This is a genomic window from Actinokineospora guangxiensis (assembly GCF_042657845.1).
Classification (GTDB): Bacteria; Actinomycetota; Actinomycetes; order Mycobacteriales; family Pseudonocardiaceae; genus Actinokineospora; species Actinokineospora guangxiensis.
In genome coordinates, this window is the sequence record NZ_JBHSKF010000022.1 from 13,281 (window position 1) to 34,911 (window position 21,631).

The window sequence follows — 21,631 nt, forward strand, 5'->3', positions numbered from 1 at the left end:
ATGACGCGCTTCCGCGCTGCCCGAACCCGCATGGTGGCCGTGCTGGCGGTCTCAGCCGCCGCCTCCGCGGTCCTGACCGGCCAGGCCACCGCCGCGGCCGAGGGGACCGTCGTCTCAGCGGCGAACGCCATCCCCGGCAGCTACATCGTGACCTTCAAGGACGGAGCGCTCGGCACCCAGAGCGCCCGCTCCCTGACCGGCGCCCTGGCCGACCGGCACGGCGTGTCCGTCGAGCACACCTACGAGCACGCGGTGCACGGGTTCTCCGGCACCATGAGCGCCAAGGCCGCCCGCCGTCTGGCCGCGGACCCGTCCGTGGCGATGGTCGAGCAGAACGGCCGGGTCAGCCTCGCCGCGACGCAGTCCCCCACCCCGTCCTGGGGCCTGGACCGCACCGACCAGCGCAACCGTCCGCTGAACAACAGCTACTCGTACACCACGACCGGCTCGGGCGTCACCGCCTACGTCCTCGACACCGGCATCCGCACCACCCACCGCGACTTCGGCGGCCGGGCGGTCTGGGGCACCAACACCGTCGGGGACGGCAACAACACCGACTGCAACGGCCACGGCACGCACGTCGCCGGCACCGTCGGCGGCACCTCCTACGGCATCGCCAAGTCGGTGCGCCTGGTCGCGGTGAAGGTCCTGTCCTGCAGCGGCTCCGGCAGCTGGGCGGGCGTCATCGCCGGCATCGACTGGGTCACCAACCACCACACCTCGGGCCCGGCGGTCGCCAACATGTCGCTGGGTGGCTCCGGCACCAACGCCTCCCTGGAGAACGCCGTCCGCCGCTCCATCGCCGACGGCGTGACCTACGCGCTGGCCTCCGGCAACTCCAACTCCAACGCCTGCAACTTCACCCCGGCCCGCACCCCCGAGGCCATCACGGTGAACGCCAGCACCAACACCGACGCCCGCGCGTCGTTCTCCAACTACGGCACCTGCACCGACATCTTCGCCCCCGGCCAGAACATCACCTCGGCCTGGCACACCAGCGACACCGCGACCAACACCATCAGCGGCACGTCGATGGCGTCCCCGCACGTCGCGGGTGCGGCGGCGCGGGTGCTCAGCGGCAACCCGGGCCTGACCCCGGCCCAGGTCGCCAGCACCCTGGTGTCGGCGTCCACGCCGAACGTGATCACCAGCCCCGGCTCGGGCTCCCCGAACCGACTGCTCTACCTGGCCCCCACGGCCTAGTCCCTCCCTGTGCGGACACCGCCCGGTCCCTTCTGGGGCCGGGCGGTGCCGTGGGCGGGGTGCCGCGGGCAGCGGCGTCGTGGGCGGCGATCTGGGCGCGCAGGGGGCGACCTCGGCTTCGGCGTGGCGCAGCTTGAACTCGGCGAACTCCTGCGCCATCTCCCGCTGACGCTCCTGCACGCCGTGTCGCGGTTCGATCGGGTCGGCGGGGAAGTCCACGATCCTCCGGGAACCCCATCCGGCGATCGTTCGACAAGGCGGCGGCGCATTCTGACGACGGCCGCGATTCGCCGTGTGTCAGGAGGTCGGTGACACAGCCGCAGGTCAGCTCCGCCCTCCACCGGTACGAGTGCGTTCGATCGTGTCGTGTCACCTGGTCAGCGGTCCGGTCCCCACAACGGCGTGAACCGCCTCCCCAGGGGGATGGGGGGAGGCGGTTCACTGGAGGCGGGCGGTCAGGAGAAAGCGCCCGCCAGTACTGTGGCCAGTTCCTGGCGGTGGTTGTCCAGGTAGAAGTGGCCGCCGGGGAAGACGGTGATGGCGAAGCCGCCGCGGGCGTGGCCGGACCAGGCTTCGGCTTCGGCGATGGTGCACTTCGGGTCGTCGTCGCCGATGAGGGCCACTACCGGGGACTTGATGGTCCGGTCGGTGTTGACCGGGTAGTTCGCCGCCGCCGTGTAGTCGCTGCGGAGGGTGGGCAGGACCATGCGGACCAGGTCCTCGTCGGCGAAGGCGGCGGCGCTGGTGCCGTTGAGCTTCTGGATCTCGGTGATGAACTCCTCGTCGGTGAGGGTTTCCGGGCGTTCGTCGCGCCAGGTGGAGGGGGCGCGGCGGCCGGAGGCGAAGAACGTGGTCAGGGTGTGGCCGCGCTCTTCCAGGCGGCGGGTCACCTCGAAGCCGACCAGGGCGCCCAGGCTGTGGCCGAAGAAGGCCACCTGGTGCTCCAGGTAGGGCTCCAGGGCCGCCGCGATCGGGTCCACGAAGTCCTCGATGTGCTCGAAGGGGGCCTCGCGGTAGCGGTCGTGCCTGCCGGGGTACTGCACGGCCAGGACCTCGACGTCGTCGGGCAGCAGCTCCGAGAACGGGAAGAAGTAGCTGGCCGAGCCGCCCGCGTGGGAGAAGCACACGACGAAGCGTGTGGTCTTCTCCCGCGCGTGGAAGCGGCGGACCCACAGCGGGGTGGAGACGGCGGTCATGTCACGTCCGCCGGGGCACGGGGACGACGTAGCGGCCGAAGACCAGCTCGCGCAGGACGTCGTCGCCGCCCTCGACCACCGACACGTAGCGGATGTCGCGCATCAGCTTGCCGATGCGGGCGTCGTGGGTGTAGCCCAAGCCGCCGAACATCTCCGAGCCGACGCTGGCCACCTCCCAGCCCGCCTGACCGCAGAACATCTTCGCCGTCAGCGCCGTCTTCAGCGTGCCGCTGCGCACGAACGCTGCCGCCGCGTCCTCGCCCGCCATGACCGCGTCGAAGTCGCGCGCCGCGCGCAGCAGGTGGCTCTTCATCACGTCGATCTGGACTTCCATCTGACCCAGCCGCTGGGCGAACACCGGGCTCTCCAGCAGCGTGCCGTCGCGGAACGGCTTGGCCTTGGCGTAGGTCATGCAGTCGTCCCTGATGCGCCGGGAGATCCCGAGCGCCGTGGTGGCGATCAGGATGCGGCTGGCGTTCAGCGCGATCTCCAGCAGGCGCAGGCCGGACCCGGCCAGGCGGTTGCTCGCGGGCACCCGCACGTCCTTGAGCGACACCTGGTAGGTGTGCGAGGCGCGCAGGCCGATGACGTCCCAGCGCTTCACGACCTCGATGCCCGGCGTCTCGCGCGGCACGACGACCGCGGCGTAGTCCTCCGGGTCGTCGGCCGAGCGGGCCACGACAACGATGAAGTCGGCGAAGTCGGTGTTGGTGGAGAAGTACTTCTCCCCCGTGATCACCAGATCGCCGCCGTCCTTGCGGACCATCGTCTCGATCTTGCTCAGCTCGCTGCCCGACGTGCGCTCGCTGCCCAGCGTCGCGCAGAACGTGCCCGCCGACGCCATCGGCTTGAGGTAGCGCTCCTTGAGCTCATCCGAGCCGTAGAGCTGCACCATCGTCGTGCCCAGGATGGAGATGAACAGCGTGAAGGCCACTCCGGCGTCGCCGTAGGACAGCTCGTTGACGATCTCCACGCTGTCTTCCAGCGTCAGGCCGCGCCCGCCCAGCTCCTCGGGCAGCCACCAGTTGGCCAGGCCGGTGTCGCGGAAGCGCTCGTAGAGCTCCACCGGCTTCTCGTGCAGCGCGTCCAGGTCCGTCCCGCCCGCGGCGAGCTCGGTGCGGACGAACTGGCGGATACCCTTCAGGTCCTCGGGTTTCATCACGTTGCCCATCAGTCGGTGAGTGTGCGCTGGATGAGGTCGTCGATGTCCAGGCCGTCGATCTCGTCGTCCAGCTCGGACATCGCCGCCGCCGACTCGTCGGCGGCCTCGGTGTCGTCCCCGGCGCCGAACATGCGGTCCACCAGGTGGCTCGCCAGCGCCGCGGGGGTCGGGTAGTTGTAGATGATCGTGGCCGGGATCTCGACCCCGGTGTCCACCTTCACCTGGTTGCGGAAGTCCATGCCGCTCAGCGAGTCGAACCCGATCTCCTGGAACGACATGTCGGCTTCCAGGTCGTCGGTGGACGGGTAGCCGAGCACCACGGCCGACGTGGACAGCAGCAGCTCCACCATGGCCTCGACGCGCTCCTTGGCGGCGACATCGGCCAGCCGCTTGACCACCGGGGGCACTGCTGCCTCCTCGACAGCCGCCGCCTCCACGGTTTCGGTCCGCGTGCGGAACAGCACGTGCGCCACAGCGCCCGGCGCGGCGCGGTCCACGATCGCCGGGACCACCGCGGGTGCGCCCAGGCGCAGCGCGGCGTCGAACATCGCCGTGCCCGCCGCGTCCGGGATCGGGACGAACCCGGTGCGGCGCAGCCTGGCCAGGTCGACCTCGCTGAGGGCGCCCGCCATGCCGATCTCCCACGGACCCCACGCCAGCGAGGCCGCGGGCAGCCCGGCCGCGTGGCGGTGGGCCGCCAGCGCGTCGAGGAAGGCGTTGCCCGCCGCGTAGTTCGCCTGGCCCGCGGTGCCGAAGGTGCCCGCGACCGAGGAGTACAGCACGAACGCGGACAGGTCCAGGTCCTTGGTCAGCTCGTGCAGGTTCCAGGCGGCGTCGACCTTCGGCCGCAGCGCCGTCTCCAGCTGCTCCGGCGTCAGGTTGGCGACCGCGGCGTCGTCGACGACACCGGCCAGGTGCACGACCGCGGTGAGCGGCGCGTCGGCCGGGACGGCATCGACCAGGGCCGCCAGGGCGGTGCGGTCGGCGGCGTCGCAGGCCGCGTGGGTCACCTCGGCGCCCAGCGCGGTCAGCTCCGCGGTCAGCTCGCCCGCGCCCGGGGCACTCTCGCCGCGCCTGCTCAGGAGCAGCAGCTTGCGCGCCCCCTTGGCCGACACCAGGTGCCGGGCCAGCAGCGAGCCGAGCGCGCCGCCCGCGCCGGTGAGCAGCACGGTGCCCGCCGACCAATCCGGCTGCGCGGCCTCGGCCGCCGCGGACGCCTGCGCCAGGCGCGGCACGTAGGCCACGCCTCGGCGCACCGCGACCTGCGGCTCGGCGAACCCGATGGTCTCGACCAGCGCGGCAGAGGCCGCGTCGTCGTCCACGTCCACCAGGACGACGGTGTCGGGGTGCTCGGTCTGCGCGGAGCGCAGCAGGCCCCACACCGGCGCCTGCGCGACGTCCGGCTCGTCGCCCTCGCCCACCGAGACGGCCAGGCGGGTCACGACGATGCGCCGCTGACCGGAGTCGGCCCACCTCTTGGCCTGGTCGAGCACCTCGGCGGCCAGCGCGCGGGCCGCGGACGGCACGTCGTCGGCGACCGGGGACTTCAGCCAGGTGACGGCCACGTCGTCCGGCCGCTCGCCCGAGGAGCCCAGCGGCTGCCAGTCCAGCGCGAACAGCGCGTCGGCGACCGCGCCGGAGACGACCTGGTCGGCCGAGGCGGGCAGCAGGGCCAGCGAGGCCACCGACAGCACCGGTGCGCCATCGGGGGTGCTCAGCTGGACCGACACCTCGTTCGCGCCGGTCTCGCGGACGCGGACCCGCACGCTCGTCCCGGCGGTCTCGCCGAGCGCGACCCCCGCCCACGAGTAGGGCAGCAGCACCTTGTCCGGCTCGGCCTGGCCGAGCAGCACCAGCACCGGGTGCAGCGCCGCGTCCAGCAGCGCCGGGGAGACGGCGAACCCAGCGGCGGTGTGCCTGCCCTGCTCCAGCTCCACGTCGGCGAAGAACGCGTCGCCGTCGCGCCACATGGCGCGCACGCCCTGGAAGGCGGGGCCGTAGCCGTAGCCGCGACGGGACAACCCGGCGTAGAGGTCCGCGATGTCCACGACCTCGGCGTTCGAGGGCGGCCACACCGACTCGCCGGACTCGGCGAGCGGGGTGTCGGCGAGGACGCCGGTGGCCATCCGGGTCCACGGCGCGCCCTTGGCGGTGCGGACGTGGACCTCGAGCGAGCGCTTGCCGTCAACCGTGGCGTCGACGATCAGCTGCACCTCGACGTCGGCGTCGTGGCCGAGCGCCAGCGGCGCGAGCAGCGTCAGCTCGGCGACACCGCCGAGCCCGGCCTCCTTCGCGGCCCGCAGCGCCAGGTCAACGCTGGCCGCGCCGGGCAGCACGGCCGCGCCGAAGATGCGGTGGTCGGCCAGCCACGGCTCGTCGGCCAGCCGGATGCGCCCGCCGACGACGAGCTGGCCGGTGGTCGCCAGCTCCGTGCTCGCGGTCAGGAACGGGTGGTCCCCGGCCGCCGGGCCCGCGACGACGTCGGCGCGCGCCGACGCCCAGTAGCGCCGGTGCTCGAAGGCGTAGGTGGGCAGGTCGGCCGAGGTGGCCGAGAGCCCTTCGGCGGTGAGGTAGGCGGCCCAGTCCACGGCGGCGCCCGCGACGTGCAGGCGGGCGAGCGCCTCGGCGAAGGCCTTGGCCTCCGGCCTGTCCTTGCGCACCACCGGCACCGCGACGACGTCGGGGGCGGACCCGCCGATGGTCTCCTTGGCCATCGCCGAGAGCACGCCATCCGGCCCGACCTCGATGAACGCGCCCACGCCCTCGGCGAGGGCGGCGCGCACGCCGTCGGCGAAGCGGACCGCGCCGCGCACGTGGCGCACCCAGTACTCGGGGTTCTCCAGCTCGCCCGGCCCGGCCACCGAGCCGGTCACGTTCGAGACCACCGCCAGCGTCGGCGCCGAGTAGGTCACCGAGGCGGCGACCTCGGCGAACTCGGCGAGCATCGGCTCCATGAGCGGGGAGTGGAAGGCGTGCGAGACGCGCAGCTGCCGGGTCCGGTGGCCCGCGTCGGCGAACATGCCCGCGATGTCGAGCACCGAGGACTCCTCGCCGGAGATCACGCACGCCGTGGGGCCGTTGACCGCGGCCATCGACACGGTGTCGGCGTAGTCCTCCAGCGCGGCGTAGACGTCCTCCTCGTCGGCCTCGATGGCGACCATCGCGCCGCCGCGGGGCAGCTGCTGCATGAGCCTGCCGCGGGCCGCGACCAGGCGCGCGGCGTCCTCCAGCGAGAACACCCCCGCCACGTGCGCGGCGACCAGCTCGCCGATCGAGTGTCCGACCAGGACGGACGGCACGACGCCGAAGGACTCGACCAGCCGGTAGGCGGCCACCTCGAAGGCGAACAGCGCGGGCTGGGTCATCGCCGTCTCGTGCAGCAGGGCGGCGGTCTCGGACTCCGGCTCCGCGCCGACGACCTCGCCCAGCGGGCGCTCCAGCAGCGGGTCGAGCGCGGCGCACACGCGCGCCCACTCCTCGGCGAAGACGGGGTAGCGCGCGGCCAGCTCGCGGCCCATGCCGATGCGCTGGCTGCCCTGCCCGGTGAACAGCACGCCGATCTCCGGGGCCGCGCCCGCGACGCCGCTGACCAGCTGCGCCGAGCGCTGCCCGTCGGCCAGCGCGGCGAGCCCGGCCAGCAGCTCGCCGCGGTTCGCGCCGAGCACGACGGCACGGTGCTCCATGGCCGCGCGCCCGGTGGCGAGCGTCCTGGCGACGGCGTCGACGGCCAGTGCGCCCTCGGAAACCTCGGGGTCTTCGGGGTCGCCGGTGACCTGGCTGTGCAGGCGCTGGGCCTGCGCGGTCAGCGCGGCGGCCGTGCGGCCGGACACCAGCCACGGGACCAGCGCGTCCTCGCGCTCGGTGCCCGGCTCGGGGGCGGGGTCGCCCTGCTCGATGATGACGTGCGCGTTGGTGCCGCTGATGCCGAAGGACGACACCGCCGCGCGCCGGGGCCTGCCGACCTCGGGCCACGGCGTCTGCTCGGTGAGCAGCGCGACCGCGCCGGACTCCCAGTCCACGTGCGGGGTGGGCTCGTCGACGTGCAGCGTGCGGGGCAGGACGCCGTTGTGCAGGGCGTGCACCATCTTGATGACGCCCGCGACGCCCGCGGCGGCCTGGGTGTGGCCGATGTTGGACTTGATCGAGCCGAGCCGCAGCGGCTCGGACCGGTCGCGGCCGTAGGTGGCCAGCAGCGCTTGGGCCTCGATGGGGTCGCCCAGCGCGGTGCCGGTGCCGTGCGCCTCGACGGCGTCGACGTCGTCGGGCTTGAGGCCGGCGTTGGCCAGCGCCTGGCGGATCACCCGCTCCTGCGAGGGGCCGTTGGGGGCGGTGAGGCCGTTGGACGCGCCGTCCTGGTTGACCGCGCTGCCGCGCAGCACCGCCAGGACGCGGCGGCCGTTGCGGCGGGCGTCGGAGAGGCGCTCCAGCACGAGGACGCCGATGCCCTCGGACCAGCCGGTGCCGTCGGCGGCGCCGGCGAAGGCCTTGCAGCGGCCGTCCTCGGCCAGGCCCTTCTGCCGGGAGAACTCCTCGAAGATGCCCGGCGTGGCCATGACGGTGACACCGCCGGCGAGGGCGAGGGTGGACTCCCCCGAGCGCAGCGACTGCGCGGCCATGTGCAGCGCGACCAGCGACGAGGAGCACGCCGTGTCGACCGTGACGGCCGGGCCCTCAAGGCCGAGGGAGTAGGCGACGCGCCCGGAGATCACGCTGGCGGCGCTGCCGGTCAGCGCGTGCCCGGCCAGCTCGTCCTGCACCTCGGCGAGGCGGGGCAGGTAGTCCTGGGCCATCGCGCCGATGAAGGTGCCGGTGCGGGTGCCCACCTGGGCCGACGGGTCCAGACCGGCCCGCTCCAGGGCCTCCCAGGCCACTTCGAGGACGAGCCGCTGCTGCGGGTCCATGGCCACGGCCTCGCGCGGGCTGATGCGGAACAGGCCCGCGTCGAAGTCGCCCGCGCCGGGCAGGAAGCCGCCGACGGGGGCGTACTCGCCGACCGGGGCGCCCCAGCCGCGGTCGGCGGGGAACGGGGCGATGGCGTCGACACCGTCGAACACCAGCCGCCACAGGTCTTCCGGCGAGTCGACCGCGCCGGGGTAGCGGCAGCTCATGCCGACGATGGCGATCGGGTCGTCGGACCAGCCGCCCACGGCGGCCACCTCGTCAGCGGCGCCGGAGAGCGTGCCGCTCAGGTGCCGCACGACGGCGTCGGGGGTGGGGTGGTCGAAGGTCAGCGAGGTCGGCAGCCGCAGGTCCAGGGCGGTGCCCAGGCGGTTGCTGAACTCCACGGCCATGACCGAGTCGAAGCCCAGCTCCTTGAAGGTGCTGGCGCCGTCGACGTCCTTCGGGCCGCCGAGGCCGAGGACGACCGCGGCGTGCGCGTGCGCCAGCGTCCGCAGCTCCTTCTCCCCGAGCCGGGTCGCGGGCTCGGCCGGAGCCGAGGACGACTGCGCCGCCGGGGGCCGCGCGGCCTGGGTCTGCTCGGTGATGTCGCCGGAGACCCAGTAGCTCTTGCGCTGGAAGGCGTAGGTCGGCAGCGGGACGCGGGACGCGCCCTCGAACAGGGCCGTCCAGTCGACCGGCACGCCCTGGGCGTTCAGCTCGGCCATCGACAGCACCAGCCTGCGCCACTGGGGCTCGCCCCGGCGCAGCGAGCCCTGCACGACGGTGTCCGCGGCGGTGTCCTCTTCGGACCGCGCCGTGATGTCCTGGACCGAGGAGGCCAGCACCGGGTGCGGGCTCATCTCGACGAACACGCTGTGGCCCGCGGCGGCGAGCGCGGCGACGGAGTCGGCGAAGCGGACGGGCTCGCGCAGGTTGCGGAACCAGTACTCAGGGGTCAGCTCGGCGACGTCGAGGTCGCCGCCGGTCACCGTGGAGCAGAACCGGACACCGGTGTCGGTCGTCGCGATGCCCCGCGCGGCCGTGAGGACCTCGTCGCGGACGGACTCCACGTGGGCGGAGTGCGAGGCGTAGTCGACCGGGATGACCTTCGCCCGGACGTCGCGGGCGGCCCAGTCGGCGACGACGGCCTCGACGGCCGCGACGTCGCCGGAGATCACCACGGCGTTGGGGCCGTTGTCCGCGGCGACGAACACGGTGCTGGTGTCGATGTTGGCGGCCGAGGTGGCGATCGAGGCCATGGTGCCCCGGCCGGAGAGGCCCTCGTTGATGGCGCGGCTGCGCGCGACCACCAGGCGCATGCCGTCGGCCAGGGAGATGATCCCGGCCGCGCAGGCGGCGGCGATCTCGCCCTGGGAGTGGCCGACGACCGCGTCCGGCACGACACCGGCGGCCCGCCACACCTCGGCGAGGGAGACCATCACGGCGAACAGGGCGGGCTGCACGACGTCGACCCTGGCGAGCTGGGTCTCGTCGGCGAGGGCCGAGCGCAGCGTCCAGTCCACCAGACCCGACAGCGCGCGCTCGCACTCGTCCATCCTGGCGGCGAAGGCGGGCGCGGTGTCCCACAGCTCCAGCGCCATGCCGACCCACTGCGAGCCCTGGCCGGGGAACACCCACACCACGCCGGAGCCCGCGGTCGCGGTGCCCTCGACGGTGCCTGCGGCGGGCAGCCCGGCGGCCAGCGCGGCCAGGCCGTCGGCCAGCTCGGCGCGGTCCTGCGCCACGACGACGCCGCGGTGCTTGAGCGCCGAGCGGGTGGTGGCGGTGGAGAAGCCGACGTCGGCCGGGGTCAGCGACTCCTCGGCGGCCAGCCAGTCGCCCAGCCGGGCGGCCTGGGCGCGCAGCCCGGCGGCCGATCCGGCGGAGACCACGACCGGGACGGCGCGCTCGGCGGCCGGGGCGGACGCGGCAGGCTCCCGGGCGGGGGCGGCGGCGGCGGGGGCCGCGGCGACAACAATGTGGCAGTTCGCGCCGCCGACGCCGAAGGAGCTGACGCCCGCGAGCGCCGGGCCGTCGCCCGGCCAGGCCCGCGTGGCGGTGTTGACCGAGAGGTTCCACTCGTCCAGCGGGATCGCCGGGTGCGGCTCCTGGAAGTTGAGGCTGGCCGGGATCTGGCCGTGGCGCATCGACAGCGCCACCTTGATCAGGCCGACCGCGCCTGCGGCCGCGTCGAGGTGGCCGATGTTCGTCTTCACCGAGCCCACGAGCAGCCGGTCGCGGCCCGACCGGCCCGCGCCGAGCACGGCGCCGAGCGCGCCCGCCTCGACCGGGTCGCCCGCGCGGGTGCCGGTGCCGTGCAGCTCGACGTACTGGACCTGGGCGGGGTCGACGCCCGCGCGGGTGTAGGCGGCGCTCAGCATGGCCCGCTGCGCGTCGCCGTCGGGGACGGTCAGCGCCTGGCCCGCGCCGTCGTGGTTGACCGCGCCGCCGACCAGCACGCAGTGCACGAGGTCGCCGTCGGCGAGCGCGTCGGACAGGCGCTTGAGCACGACCACGCCGCCGCCCTCGCCGCGCACGAAGCCGTTGGCGCGGGCGTCGAAGGTGTAGCTGCGGCAGTCCGGGGACAGCGCGCCCGCCCTGGCGAGGGCGAGCGTGCTGGCGGGCTGCAGGTTCAGGTGCACGCCGCCGGCGAGCGCCATGCGCGTGGAGCCGGTGCGCAGGGCCTCGCAGGCGAGCTGGACGGCCACCAGCGACGACGACTGCGCGGTGTCCACCGAGAGGCTGGGACCGTGGAAGCCGAAGCGGTGCGAGACCCGGTTGGCGATCAGGCCGCGGCTGAGCCCGGCCAGCGAGTGGTGGGAGACGACGTCCGGGCCGTAGCGCTGGACCACGGCGGCGTAGTCGTCGCCGGTCGCGCCGAGGAACACCGCGGTGTCGCTGCCGCGCAGCCGCTCGGCCGCGGTGCCGCTGGACTCCACGGCCTCCCAGGCCAGCTCCAGCGCCATGCGCTGGCGCGGGTCCATCGCCGCGGCCTCGCGCGGGGAGATGCCGAAGAACTCCGCGTCGAAGTCGGCCACGGCGTCGACGAACCCGCCCCGGCGATACCGGTCGAGCTCGGGGACGTCGTACCAGCGGCCCTCCGGGGCCTCCCTGATGGCGTCCACGCCGTCGGAGAGCAGCCGCCAGAACCCCGCCACGTCGTTCGCGCCGGGCACCCGGCACGCCATCCCCACCACCGCTACGGCGTCATCGGGCAGGCGATCGGCCGTACCCCGTGCGTCGTTGATGTCCATCAGTTCCCATTCCTCGGCCGCAGCAGCAGCGAACTCGCTTTGATCCCCATTACGCGGGCGCGGCCACTCGGCCGCGCGCGCCCCCTATCGCAAGAAGCGCCGGTCGCCCCGGCCCGGCGCGCCCGAGCCGCCCCTGCGGCGCACCTTGCGCACCACGCGGTCGACGTACCAGTGCAGCGCCCCGGGCAGGAGCCCGAAGGTCGCCACCGCCAGCTGGTTCGTCGCGCCGATCACCATCCTGGACTTGCGCCGCTCGATGCCGCGCACGATCTCGCCCGCGACCTCCTCCGGCGGCATCACCGCCATGGCGTTGGCGAACGCCTTGTACTCGGCGGGCAGGTGCGGCTGCTCGTAGGCGTAGTGCGGGGTGTCCACGTCCGGCGGGCAGACGTAGCCGACGTGCACGCCGTGCGGGGTCAGCTCGTCGCGCAGCGACTCCAGCAGCCCGCGGACGGCGAACTTCGACGGGCTGAACGCCGTGTAGCCGAAGGTGCCGTACATGCCCACGAGCGAGGAGATGCCCACGATCGAGCCGCGCCCGCGTTCGATCATCTGCGGGACGACCGCCTGGATCGGCCACAGCGTGCCGAAGTAGTTGGTGTCCATGACCCGGCGGAACACCTCCGGCGACAGGTCGCCGAAGTAGCCGGGGTGGGTGATCCCCGCCGAGGTGACGAGGATGTCGCACGCCCCCTGCCGCTCGACCAAGCCGGCGAAGGCCTTGTCGACGCCGTCCTGGTCGGCGACGTCCACCGAGGCCGTCGCCACCCGGCCGCCGCAGTCCTGGAGCTTGCGCGCGGCCTTCTCCAGGCGCTCGGCGTCGCGGGCCACCAGCGACACCCGCGCGCCGCGGCTGACCAGCAGCCGCGCCGTCGCGAAGCCGATCCCACTCGACCCGCCGGTGATGACCGCGTGGGTGCCCGCGCTGATCCGACCGACGGGACTCCTGCTGTCCTTGCGCTCCATCAGGGACCAGCACCCCACTCGCACCCCGACCGCGCGGTGCTCACTGCTCCTGGGCCCACCGCTCCTGGGCTCACAGCTTCTTCTCCGCGAGGAAGCGCTTGGAGACGTCGATGAAGTGGTCGATCTGCTCGTCGGTGTGGCCCGCGTTCAGGATGATGCGCAGCACCGCGCCGCCGCGGCGGGCCGCCGGGTACAGGTACGGGGGAACCCGGATGCCTTCCTCGAGGTAGGCGTTGTACAGCTCGACGCACTTGCGCTCGTCACCGACGACGACGGAGGTGAAACACGTCTCGGTGTCGGTGATGGGCAGCTCGACGTCGAGCATCTTCTTGCGGAAGTCGGCGACCTTCGCCAGGTAGTCGTCGACGATCTCGGGTTCGCGGTAGGCCAGCAGCTTGGTGATGTAGGCCGTGCCCGCCGCGGCGGGGGCGAGCACACCGGCGGTGAACGAGCTGGCGCCGGAGATCAGCTCGAAGGAGTCGATGGCGTCCTTGGGGCCGGCGATGAGCCCGCCCTCCAGGCCGACCGCCTTCTTCATGGAGACCATGATGAAGGTGGCGCGGCGCATGCCCTCGTACTCCTTGTGGAACTTGCGGTGCGCCGGGCCGTAGACCAGGAAGCCGTTCGCGTCGTCCACGTAGGACAGCGCGCCGTACTTCTCGCACACGTCCACCATCTCGTGCATCGCGGGCACGGTGCCGTCGATCGAGTACACCGACTCGATGACGACGACGACCCGCTTGCCCTTCAGCTTCTTGAGGACCTCCTCAAGACCTTCCACCGAGTTGTGGGGGAAGGAGAACAGCCGCTCGCCGAACTTCAGGCCCTCGGCGGCCTTCCAGAGCGACCAGTGCGCATCCCGGTCGTAGACGAACACGACGTCGCGGTTGACCATCGCGACGCCCGCCATGAACTGCTGGGTGCTCGCCATCGCGTTCACGAAGCCGATGTTCGCGACCGTGCCGGTCGCGAAGCTGATCGCCGCCTCCTTGCCGAGGTACTCGGCGACGGTCTGCTCCATGTCCACGTGCGCGGGGGTGATGCCCTGGATGACGCGGGTGCCACCGCTGCCGAGCCCGTACTGCCGCGTCGCGTCGACGAGGCAGTCCATCACGTCTTCGCGGCGCTGGAGGTTGAGCAGGTTCACCGAGGCGAAGTTCGTGATCAGCTTGTCGGTGCCGTGCTGCGGGCCCGGGATGATCCCGGACACCGGCACGTTGCCGACTCCCATAGCCCGAATACCCTCGGCGAACTTGTCAAAGTTCCAACCTGGCATCTCTGTCATCGTGCGCGGCCTCATTCCGTTGCCGAGAACCCATTGAGTACTTGTGGGATGCGCACCGGCCGCCGTCAGGTGTACTGCGGCCAGTTCTTGCCGATGGACCGGATCAGCTGCGGGTACACGACGGTGTACCGGATGGGCTTGATCCCGACCATGTAGAGCTTTCCGAACGCGCCGTTCGGCTTGACGAGCGCGGTCATCACACCGTGGTGGCCGCCCTTGCCGTCCTCGACCCACCCGACGTGCATCAGCGCGTGCACCGTCTTGTTGGCGATCTCGGAGACCCATTCCGTGTCGGTCATGTAGACCGACCGGAACGGGACGCCGGAGAAGTCCGGCCCGCGGTCGCCGTTCTTCAGGTCTTCCGGGAGCCGGTCGCGCAGGCTCACGACCCGCTTCTTGACGCCCTTGTCCTCGTCGTCCCAGCCGAAGATCTTGCCGAGCCGCCAACGGATCGCGAACAGGACGCTGGTGGCCTTGTCCGAGATCTCGTTGGTGTTCGGGGCGGTGAAGCCCCGCGCGAAGCGGCCCAGGTCGTCCGGGCCGCCCGGCGTGGGCAGCGACCAGACGTCCTCCACCTCGAAGTCACTGGCGAACTCGTGGATGCGCCACGGCCGCTTGGTGAACTCGGAGTTGGGGATTCTCATCAGATGTCTCCTCACCGTATGGGGCTTTCCGCTCCACCGGCAACGATACGGGACAGCGTGGACGGTCCGTGATCAGCCGCTTACTGGCTGACGACGCGGTTCGAGCGCCATTTTGGCTCCACGCTTGGGAGTCATGGTCACCGTGCGGCTCGTGGGCGCCTCTTCCCTCGGGTCGGGGCGACGCAGCTCACACGTGGTGAGCACCTCGCGCAGCACCTCCTTCGTCTCGATGATCGCGATGCGGTCGCCGAGGCAGCGGGTGTGGCCGCCGCCGAAGGGGATCCAGGTGTAGGCGCCCGGCTTGACGCCGACGAAGCGCTCCGGCTTGAACTCGTCGGGGTCCGGGTACACGTCCGGGTCGGTGTGCAGCAGGTACCCGCTGGCCCACAGCTGGTCGCCCGGCTCGTAGCGCACGCCGTTGAGGACGACCGGCTTCACGACCTCCCGCGGGATGATCTGCGGGTTCGGCGGGCGCAGCCGCAGGATCTCGTGCACGGTGGCCGTGAGGTACGTGTCGTCCGTGCCCTCGTCGACCTCCTTGGTGAGCTTCTCCAGCTTGTCCGGGTGCCGGGTCAGGTGCTCCAGCGCCCAGCAGATGCCGCCCGCGGTGGTCTCGGTGCCCGCGACGAACATCGTCATGATCTCGTCGCGCAGCTCGGTGGCGCTCAGCGGCGAGCCGTCCTCGCGCTTGATGTTGAGCATCACCGCGAGCATGTCGTCGCCGGGCTCGCCGGAGTCCAGGCGCTCGGCCACCGCCTCCGCGAGCAGCGCGTCGGTGCGGTCGCGGTCCTTGAAGAACTTGTCCAGACCGAGCGGCTTGATCGCCCGCATCGTGCGCACGCCCAGCGGGGACATGTTGTGCGTCTCGATCATCGTGGTCACGCTGTCGTTGAGCTTCAGCATGTCCCAGATCGCGTCGAACAGCTGCGGCCAGTTCGACGGGACGTGCTTGCCGAACACGACCTCGCGGATGACCTCGATGGTGAACTTGTGCACGTACGGGCGCAGCGACAGCACCTCGCCGCGCGGCCACGACGCGACGGCCTCCTTGGCCATCTCGGTGATCGCGGCCTCGACCCGCTTCTGCGCGCCGCCCTTGACCGAGGGCATCAGCTGCTTGCGGCGGTTCAGGTGCTCCTTCTCGTCCAGCCAGGCCAGACCCGTCTGCCCGAAGTACTTCTCCAGCGCCGCGCTGCCCTGGCCGGTGTGCAGCACGTCCCTGGGCGCCAGGAACATCTCCTTGATGTCCACCGGATCGGTGAGCACGTACAGGTCGGCCTGCGGGAAGATCTTCAGCACGAAGCGCTTGCCGAACTTGTCGCGGCAGGAGCGCATGAACTTCGTCGGGGAGGCGAACAGCTGCACGCCTTGCAGGAACCCGGGGGTGCGCGGTCCCTTGATGCTCGTGGCGGGCACGGCCCGCACGGACTCGGCCTCGACCGGGGCCGGGGCGGCGGCTTCGGGGGCTTCCATGTCTTCGTGACTCCTTGTCAGATCTGTCGGTGTCCGCGGCGCCGGGCCGTCAGACCGCCCCGACGGGGGCTCCGGTGCGGCGGTTCGCCAGGTCGAGCAGGGTGTCCAGGACGCCCGCGGCGCGCAGGTCCTCGACCGGGATGCTGTCGAGCAGGGCCCGGATGTCCTCGTCGGCGGCCCGCTCGGGCGCGGGCGCCGACTCCTGCGCCACGCCGTCCTCCGGCTCCACCAGCGTCAGCAGGTGGGCGACGATGGCGTTGGGCGTCGGGTGGTCGAAGACGAGGGTGCCTTCGAGCTTGAGCCCGGTGAGCCGGTTGATGCGGTTGGCCAGCTCGACCGCGCTCAGCGAGTCGAAGCCCAGTTCCGCCAGCTCCCTGGCGGGCTCGATGGCCTCCGGCGAGCTGTGCCCGAGCACCCCGGCGACCTGCTCGCGCACCAGCGCGAGCAGGACGTCGGCGTGGTTCTCCTCGGCGACGCCCGCCAGGCGGCTGGCCAGCGAGCGCACGGTCTCGGTCCGGCCCGCGACGCGGATCAGGCCGCGCAGCAGCGGCGGCAGGCCACCGGCGCTCGCGTGCTTGCGCAGCACCGCGGTGTCCAGGCGCACCGGGGCCAGCAGCGCCCGGTCCAGGTCGAGCGCGCGGTCGAAGAGCGCCAGGCCGAGTTCGGTGGACAGCGGCACGATGCCCATCTGGTCCAGGCGCGCCAGGCCGGTCTCGTCCAGGGTGCCCGCGATGCCCGCCGGGTCGGCCCACAGGCCCCACGCCAGCGAGGTGCCGGGCAGCCCGGCCGCGCGCCGCGCCGCCACGAGGGCGTCGACGGCCGCGTTCGCCGCCGAGTAGGCGGCCTGGCCCGCGCTGCCCACCAGGGAGGCGACCGAGGAGAACACCACGAACGCGGTGAGGTCGGCCTCGGCGGTCAGCTCGTGCAGGTGCCACGCGCCGTCCACCTTCGGGGCGAGCACCCCGTCGAGGCGGTCGCCGGTCAGGAACTCCACCACGCCGTCGTCCAGCACACCGGCGGCGTGCACGACGCCGCGCAGGTCGGCGATGCCGCCGACGACCGCGGCGATCTGCTCGCGGTCGGCCACGTCGCAGGCCACGACCTGGACCTGGGCGCCCGCGGTCTCCAGGTCGGCGACCAGGTCGACCGCGCCCGCGGCCTCGATGCCGCGCCTGCTCAGCAGCACCAGGCGCGGCACGCCGCGCTCGGCGAGGTGGCGGGCCACGGACGCGCCGACACCGCCGGTGCCGCCGCTGACCAGCACGGTGCCGTCGGTGGGCCACTCGTGGCCCGCGGCGGGCTGCTCGGCGATGCGGCCCAGGCGCGGCACCACGAACACGCCGCCGCGCAGGGCGATCTGCGGCTCGTCCAGGTCGAGCACCGCGGCCCAGTCGGGCTCGTCCGCGGCACCGTCCACACCGAGGTCCACGAGCACGAACCGGCCCGGGTGCTCGGACTGGGCGCTGTGCACCAGGCCCCAGACCGCGGCCTGGGCGACGTCGGCCTGCTCGCCGGGCACCGCGGCCACCGCGCCGCGGGTCACCACGACCAGCGTCGACTCGGCGCAGAAGTCGCTGAGCAGCCACTGGCGCACCAGCTCCAGCGCGGCGTTGGCCGCGCCGCGCGCCGCGTCGTGCCCGGCGCCCGCGGGCGTCGGGCACGAGGTCACGACGACCTCGGGGGCCGGAGTGCCGTCGTACTCGGTCTCCTCCAGGACGAACATGTCCGGGTAGCTCAGACCCGACACCGGGCTCTCGCCGAGTCCGACGACGGCCTGCTCGCGCGCCGCGGGTGCGGCGGCCTCGACCCAGTCGACGCTGAACAGCGAGTTGCGCACGACGTCCTGCGCGCGGGTGAGCTGGGAGCGGTCGACCGGCCGCAGCGCCAGCTTGTCGACGCGCACCACCGGCTGGTCGGCCTCGTCGGTGACCAGCAGGCGCACCGCCTGCTCGCCCATCGAGATGATCCGGGCGCGCCCGCTGGAGGCGGCGGTGCGGACCAGGCTGACACCGGACCACAGGAACGGCAGCAGCACCGGGCCGGGGCCCTCGAGGTCGCGGCCGGCCAGCCCGATGTGCAGGGCGGCGTCGAACAGACCGGGGTGGATGCCGTAGCCGGCGCCGGAGGTGTCCTCCGGCAGCGCGATGTCGGCGTAGAGGTCCGCGCCGATGCGCCACACCCTGCGGGCGTCGCGGAAGGTCGCGCCGTAGTCGTAGCCGGTCTCGGCGAGGCGGTCGTACCAGCCCTCGATCGGGAACTCCTCGGCCCCGGCGGGCGGCCACTCGGTCGGCTCCTCCGCCGCGACCGGCCGCTCCTCGGCGAGCCAGCCCCTGGCGTGGCAGGTGATCGCGCCCTCGGCGTCGGAGTCCTCGGCGTTCTCCAGTCGGGTGAAGACGCCGATCTCGCGGCGGCCGTCCTCGCCGGGCGCGCCGATGGTGACCTGGACGGCGTAGACCGTCGACTCGTCCAGCAGCAGCGGCGACTCCATCAGGAGTTCGTCGACCACCGGGTAGCCCGCGACGCGGCCCGCGGTGAGCGCCAGGTCCACCAGCGCCGTGCCGGGCACGATCGTCGCGTCGAGCACGACGTGGTCCAGCGTCCACGGGTGGGTGCCGGTGGAGATGGTGCCGGTGAGCAGCCACTCGTCGCGGTCGCCCAGGCGCGAGGCGCCCGCCAGCACGGCGTGGTCGACGGGGGTGAACCCCGCGCCGGCGCCGGAGCCCGCGACGGGCATCTGCCAGTAGCGCGCGTTCTGGAAGGCGTAGGTCGGCAGCGCGACGCGCCGTGCGCCGGTGCCCGCGAAGTACGCGGCCCAGTCGACCGCCGCGCCCGCCGTGTGCGCCTGGCCGAGGAACGCGGCGAAGGTCTCGTCCTCGGAACCGTGCTTGCGCAGGGCGGGAAGGACGACCGCGGGGGAGGTCTCGGACTCGCCGAAGGTGTCGATGGTCTGGCGGGCCATGGCGGTCAGCACCGCGTCCGGGCCCAGCTCCAGGAACCGGCGGACGCCCGCGTCCCACAGCGCGCGCACGCCGTCGGCGAAGCGCACCGCCTGGCGCACGTGCGCCACCCAGTACTCGGCGTCGTAGGCCGTGACCGGCTCACCGGTCAGGTTGGACACCACGGCCACGCGCGGCGCGGCGAAGGTCAAACCGCTGACGACGGCGCGGAACTCCTCCAGCATCGGCTCCATGCGCGCGGAGTGGAAGGCGTGCGAGACGCGCAGGCGGGTGGACTTGCGCCCGTCCCAGCGCGGCAGCCACTCCGCCACGGCGTCGGCGTCGCCGGACACCACGACCGACTGCGGCGCGTTCACGGCCGCGATCTCCAGGCGACCGGCGAAGCCCGCCAGCGACTCGGCGACGTCGGCCTCGCCCGCCTGCACGGCGACCATCGCGCCGCCGGTGGGCAGCGCGCCCATCAGCCTGCCGCGCGCGACGACCAGCGTGCTCGCGTCGGCCAGGGTCAGCGCCCCGGCGACGTGGGCGGCGACGATCTCGCCGACGGAGTGGCCGATCAGGTAGTCCGGCTTCACGCCGAGGGAGTCGAGCAGGGCGTACAGCGCCACCTCGAAGGCGAACAGCGCGACCTGGGTGTACTCGGTCGCGTTGAGCAGCTCGGCCTCGGGCGTGCCCTCCTCGGCGGTCATGAGGGCGAGGACCGAGCGGCCGACCTTCGGGTCCAGCTCGGCGCACACCTCGCGCAGCGCGCGGTCGAACACCGGGAACAGCCGCGCCAGCTCGACGCCCATGCGGGCGCGCTGCGCCCCCTGGCCGGAGAACAGGAACGCGGTCTTGCCGAAGGCGGCGGCGCCCTCGTGCGCGCCGGGGCCGGGCACCCCGTCGACGACGGCGGCGAGGCGCTCGATGAGCTGCTCGCGGCTGTCGGCCACCACGACGGCGCGCTGCTCCAGCAGCGCTCGGGCGCTCACCTGCGAAAGGGCGATGTCGGCGACTGAACAGTCGGCGAGGTCGGCGAAGTCGGCGGAGCGCAGGTGCGCGCGCAGCCGCTCGGCCTGCGCCCGCAGCGCCTGCGCGCCGCGGCCGGAGAGCACCACCGGCACCGCGCCGAGGGTGCGCGGCTCGGCGGCGTCGGCGGCGGGCTCGGCGGCCGGGGCCTCTTCGAGGATCACGTGCGCGTTGGTGCCGCTCACGCCGAAGGCCGAGACCGCGCCGCGGCGCGGGCGCTCGGCCGGGGTCCAGGCGCGGCCCTCGGTCAGCAGCTCGACCGCGCCGGCCTGCCAGTCCACGTGCGGCGACGGGTCGTCGGCGTGCAGGGTCGGCGGCAGCACGCCGTGGCGCATGGCCTGCACCATCTTGATCACACCGGCGACACCGGCCGCGGCCGAGCTGTGCCCGATGTTGGACTTGATGGAGCCCAGGTACAGCGGGGCGCCAGAGCGCTCCTGGCCGTAGGTCGCCAGCAGCGCCTGGGCCTCGATCGGGTCGCCCAGCTTGGTGCCGGTGCCGTGGCCCTCGACGGCGTCCACATCCGACGTCGTGAGCCCGGCGTTGGTCAGGGCGGCGCGGATGACGCGCTCCTGCGACGGGCCGTTCGGCGCGGTCAGGCCGTTGGACGCGCCGTCCTGGTTGACCGCGGAGCCGCGGATGACGGCCAGCACCTTGTGGCCGCGGCGGCGGGCGTCGGAGAGGCGCTCCACGACCAGCACGCCGAGACCGTCGGAGAAGCCGGTGCCGTCGGCGCCGGAGGAGTACGCCTTGCAGCGGCCGTCCGGGGACAGGCCGCGCTGGCGGCTGAACTCGACGTAGAGGAACGGGCCGGACATGACGGTGACGCCGCCGACCAGCGCCATCGAGCACTCCCCCGCCCGCAGCGCCTGGGCGGCGAGGTGCAGGGCGACCAGGGAGGACGAGCACGCCGTGTCGACCGACACCGCGGGCCCTTCCAGGCCGAGGCTGTAGGCGATGCGGCCGGAGACGACGCTGGTCGACTCGCCGGTGAGCCGGTAGCCCTCCACGTCCGGGTGCGCGGTGCCGTAGTCGGAGGTGATGACGCCGAGGTAGACGCCGGTGTCGGTGCCGCGCAGCGACAGCGGGTCGATCCCGGCGCTCTCCAGGGCCTCCCAGGCCGCGGGCAGCATGAGGCGCTGCTGCGGGTCCATCGCCATGGCCTCGCGCGGGCTGATGCCGAAGAACTCCGCGTCGAAGTCGCCCGCGCCGTCGATGAAGCCGCCGCCGCGGGAGGTCACCGAGCCGAGGCGGTCGGGGTCGGGGTCATACATCCGGTCGGGGTCCCAGCCGCGGTCGGTCGGCATCGCCGAGATGCCGTCGCGGCCGTCGGCGACCAGCTCCCACAGCTCCTGCGGCGAGGAGACGCCACCGGGGTAGCGGCACGCCATGCCCACGATCGCCAGCGGCTCGCTCGACCGCGCGCGCAGCCTGCGGTTCTCCTGGCGCAGCTGGTCGTTGTCCTTGAGCGACTTCCGCAGCGCCTCTACGAAGTCGTTCTCCTGATTCGGCATGTGCCCCGTTACCTCCGTGTGGAGCGCTGCTCGCGCCCACATCGCCGTTGATTCACGCCGTCGGACATCGACAGCCGTGTGAGTTCCC

The 21,631-nt window shown here is 73.2% G+C and carries 9 protein-coding genes; 1 reads left to right on the plus strand and 8 read right to left on the minus strand.

Going from position 1 to position 21,631, the window contains the following annotated elements; all coding sequences use genetic code 11:
• Positions 1-1,203 (plus strand): S8 family peptidase, encoded by a 1,203-nt coding sequence (locus tag ACFPM7_RS29280; RefSeq protein WP_378251071.1) that lies wholly within the window; start codon positions 1-3, stop codon positions 1,201-1,203.
• A gap of 455 nt (positions 1,204-1,658) precedes the next feature.
• Here ACFPM7_RS29280 and ACFPM7_RS29285 read toward each other — a convergent pair whose 3' ends face one another.
• The 8 genes from ACFPM7_RS29285 to ACFPM7_RS29320 form a co-directional block, all read right to left on the minus strand.
• Entirely contained in the window at positions 1,659-2,399 is a 741-nt protein-coding gene (locus tag ACFPM7_RS29285) for a thioesterase II family protein (RefSeq protein WP_378251072.1), read from the minus strand.
• A gap of 1 nt (position 2,400) precedes the next feature.
• Entirely contained in the window at positions 2,401-3,570 is a 1,170-nt protein-coding gene (locus ACFPM7_RS29290) for an acyl-CoA dehydrogenase family protein (RefSeq protein ID WP_378251073.1), read from the minus strand.
• Positions 3,570-11,696: a type I polyketide synthase gene (locus ACFPM7_RS29295; protein WP_378251074.1), complete on the minus strand. Its 8,127-nt coding sequence runs from the start codon at positions 11,694-11,696 to the stop codon at positions 3,570-3,572. Before ACFPM7_RS29295 ends, ACFPM7_RS29290 begins: the two co-directional genes overlap by 1 nt.
• Before the next feature lie 84 nt (positions 11,697-11,780).
• Positions 11,781-12,662, minus strand: a complete 882-nt coding sequence (locus ACFPM7_RS29300; RefSeq protein ID WP_378251075.1) for an SDR family oxidoreductase — start codon at positions 12,660-12,662, stop codon at positions 11,781-11,783.
• 70 nt (positions 12,663-12,732) lie between these two features.
• Positions 12,733-13,893, minus strand: coding sequence for an aminotransferase class I/II-fold pyridoxal phosphate-dependent enzyme (locus ACFPM7_RS29305; RefSeq protein WP_378251076.1), 1,161 nt, complete (start codon positions 13,891-13,893; stop codon positions 12,733-12,735).
• Positions 13,894-14,012: 119 nt separating this feature from the next.
• Positions 14,013-14,591 (minus strand): DUF2867 domain-containing protein, encoded by a 579-nt coding sequence (locus ACFPM7_RS29310; RefSeq protein ID WP_378251077.1) that lies wholly within the window; start codon positions 14,589-14,591, stop codon positions 14,013-14,015.
• Between the two features lie 72 nt (positions 14,592-14,663).
• Positions 14,664-16,064: a cytochrome P450 gene (locus tag ACFPM7_RS29315; RefSeq protein ID WP_378251078.1), complete on the minus strand. Its 1,401-nt coding sequence runs from the start codon at positions 16,062-16,064 to the stop codon at positions 14,664-14,666.
• 49 nt (positions 16,065-16,113) lie between these two features.
• Complete coding sequence (locus tag ACFPM7_RS29320; RefSeq protein ID WP_465251848.1) at positions 16,114-21,543, minus strand: type I polyketide synthase; 5,430 nt, start codon at positions 21,541-21,543, stop codon at positions 16,114-16,116.
• Positions 21,544-21,631 lie beyond the last annotated feature (88 nt).

What these genes read in the sequence shown, in the direction of transcription:
- ACFPM7_RS29280 (WP_378251071.1), top strand. Translation starts at nt 1, where the DNA reads ATGACGCGCTTCCGCGCTGCCCGAACCCGCATGGTGGCCGTGCTGGCG.
- ACFPM7_RS29285 (WP_378251072.1), bottom strand. Translation starts at nt 2,399, where the DNA reads ATGACCGCCGTCTCCACCCCGCTGTGGGTCCGCCGCTTCCACGCGCGG.
- ACFPM7_RS29290 (WP_378251073.1), bottom strand. Translation starts at nt 3,570, where the DNA reads ATGGGCAACGTGATGAAACCCGAGGACCTGAAGGGTATCCGCCAGTTC.
- ACFPM7_RS29295 (WP_378251074.1), bottom strand. Translation starts at nt 11,696, where the DNA reads ATGGACATCAACGACGCACGGGGTACGGCCGATCGCCTGCCCGATGAC.
- ACFPM7_RS29300 (WP_378251075.1), bottom strand. Translation starts at nt 12,662, where the DNA reads ATGGAGCGCAAGGACAGCAGGAGTCCCGTCGGTCGGATCAGCGCGGGC.
- ACFPM7_RS29305 (WP_378251076.1), bottom strand. Translation starts at nt 13,893, where the DNA reads ATGGGAGTCGGCAACGTGCCGGTGTCCGGGATCATCCCGGGCCCGCAG.
- ACFPM7_RS29310 (WP_378251077.1), bottom strand. Translation starts at nt 14,591, where the DNA reads ATGAGAATCCCCAACTCCGAGTTCACCAAGCGGCCGTGGCGCATCCAC.
- ACFPM7_RS29315 (WP_378251078.1), bottom strand. Translation starts at nt 16,064, where the DNA reads ATGGAAGCCCCCGAAGCCGCCGCCCCGGCCCCGGTCGAGGCCGAGTCC.
- ACFPM7_RS29320 (WP_465251848.1), bottom strand. Translation starts at nt 21,543, where the DNA reads ATGCCGAATCAGGAGAACGACTTCGTAGAGGCGCTGCGGAAGTCGCTC.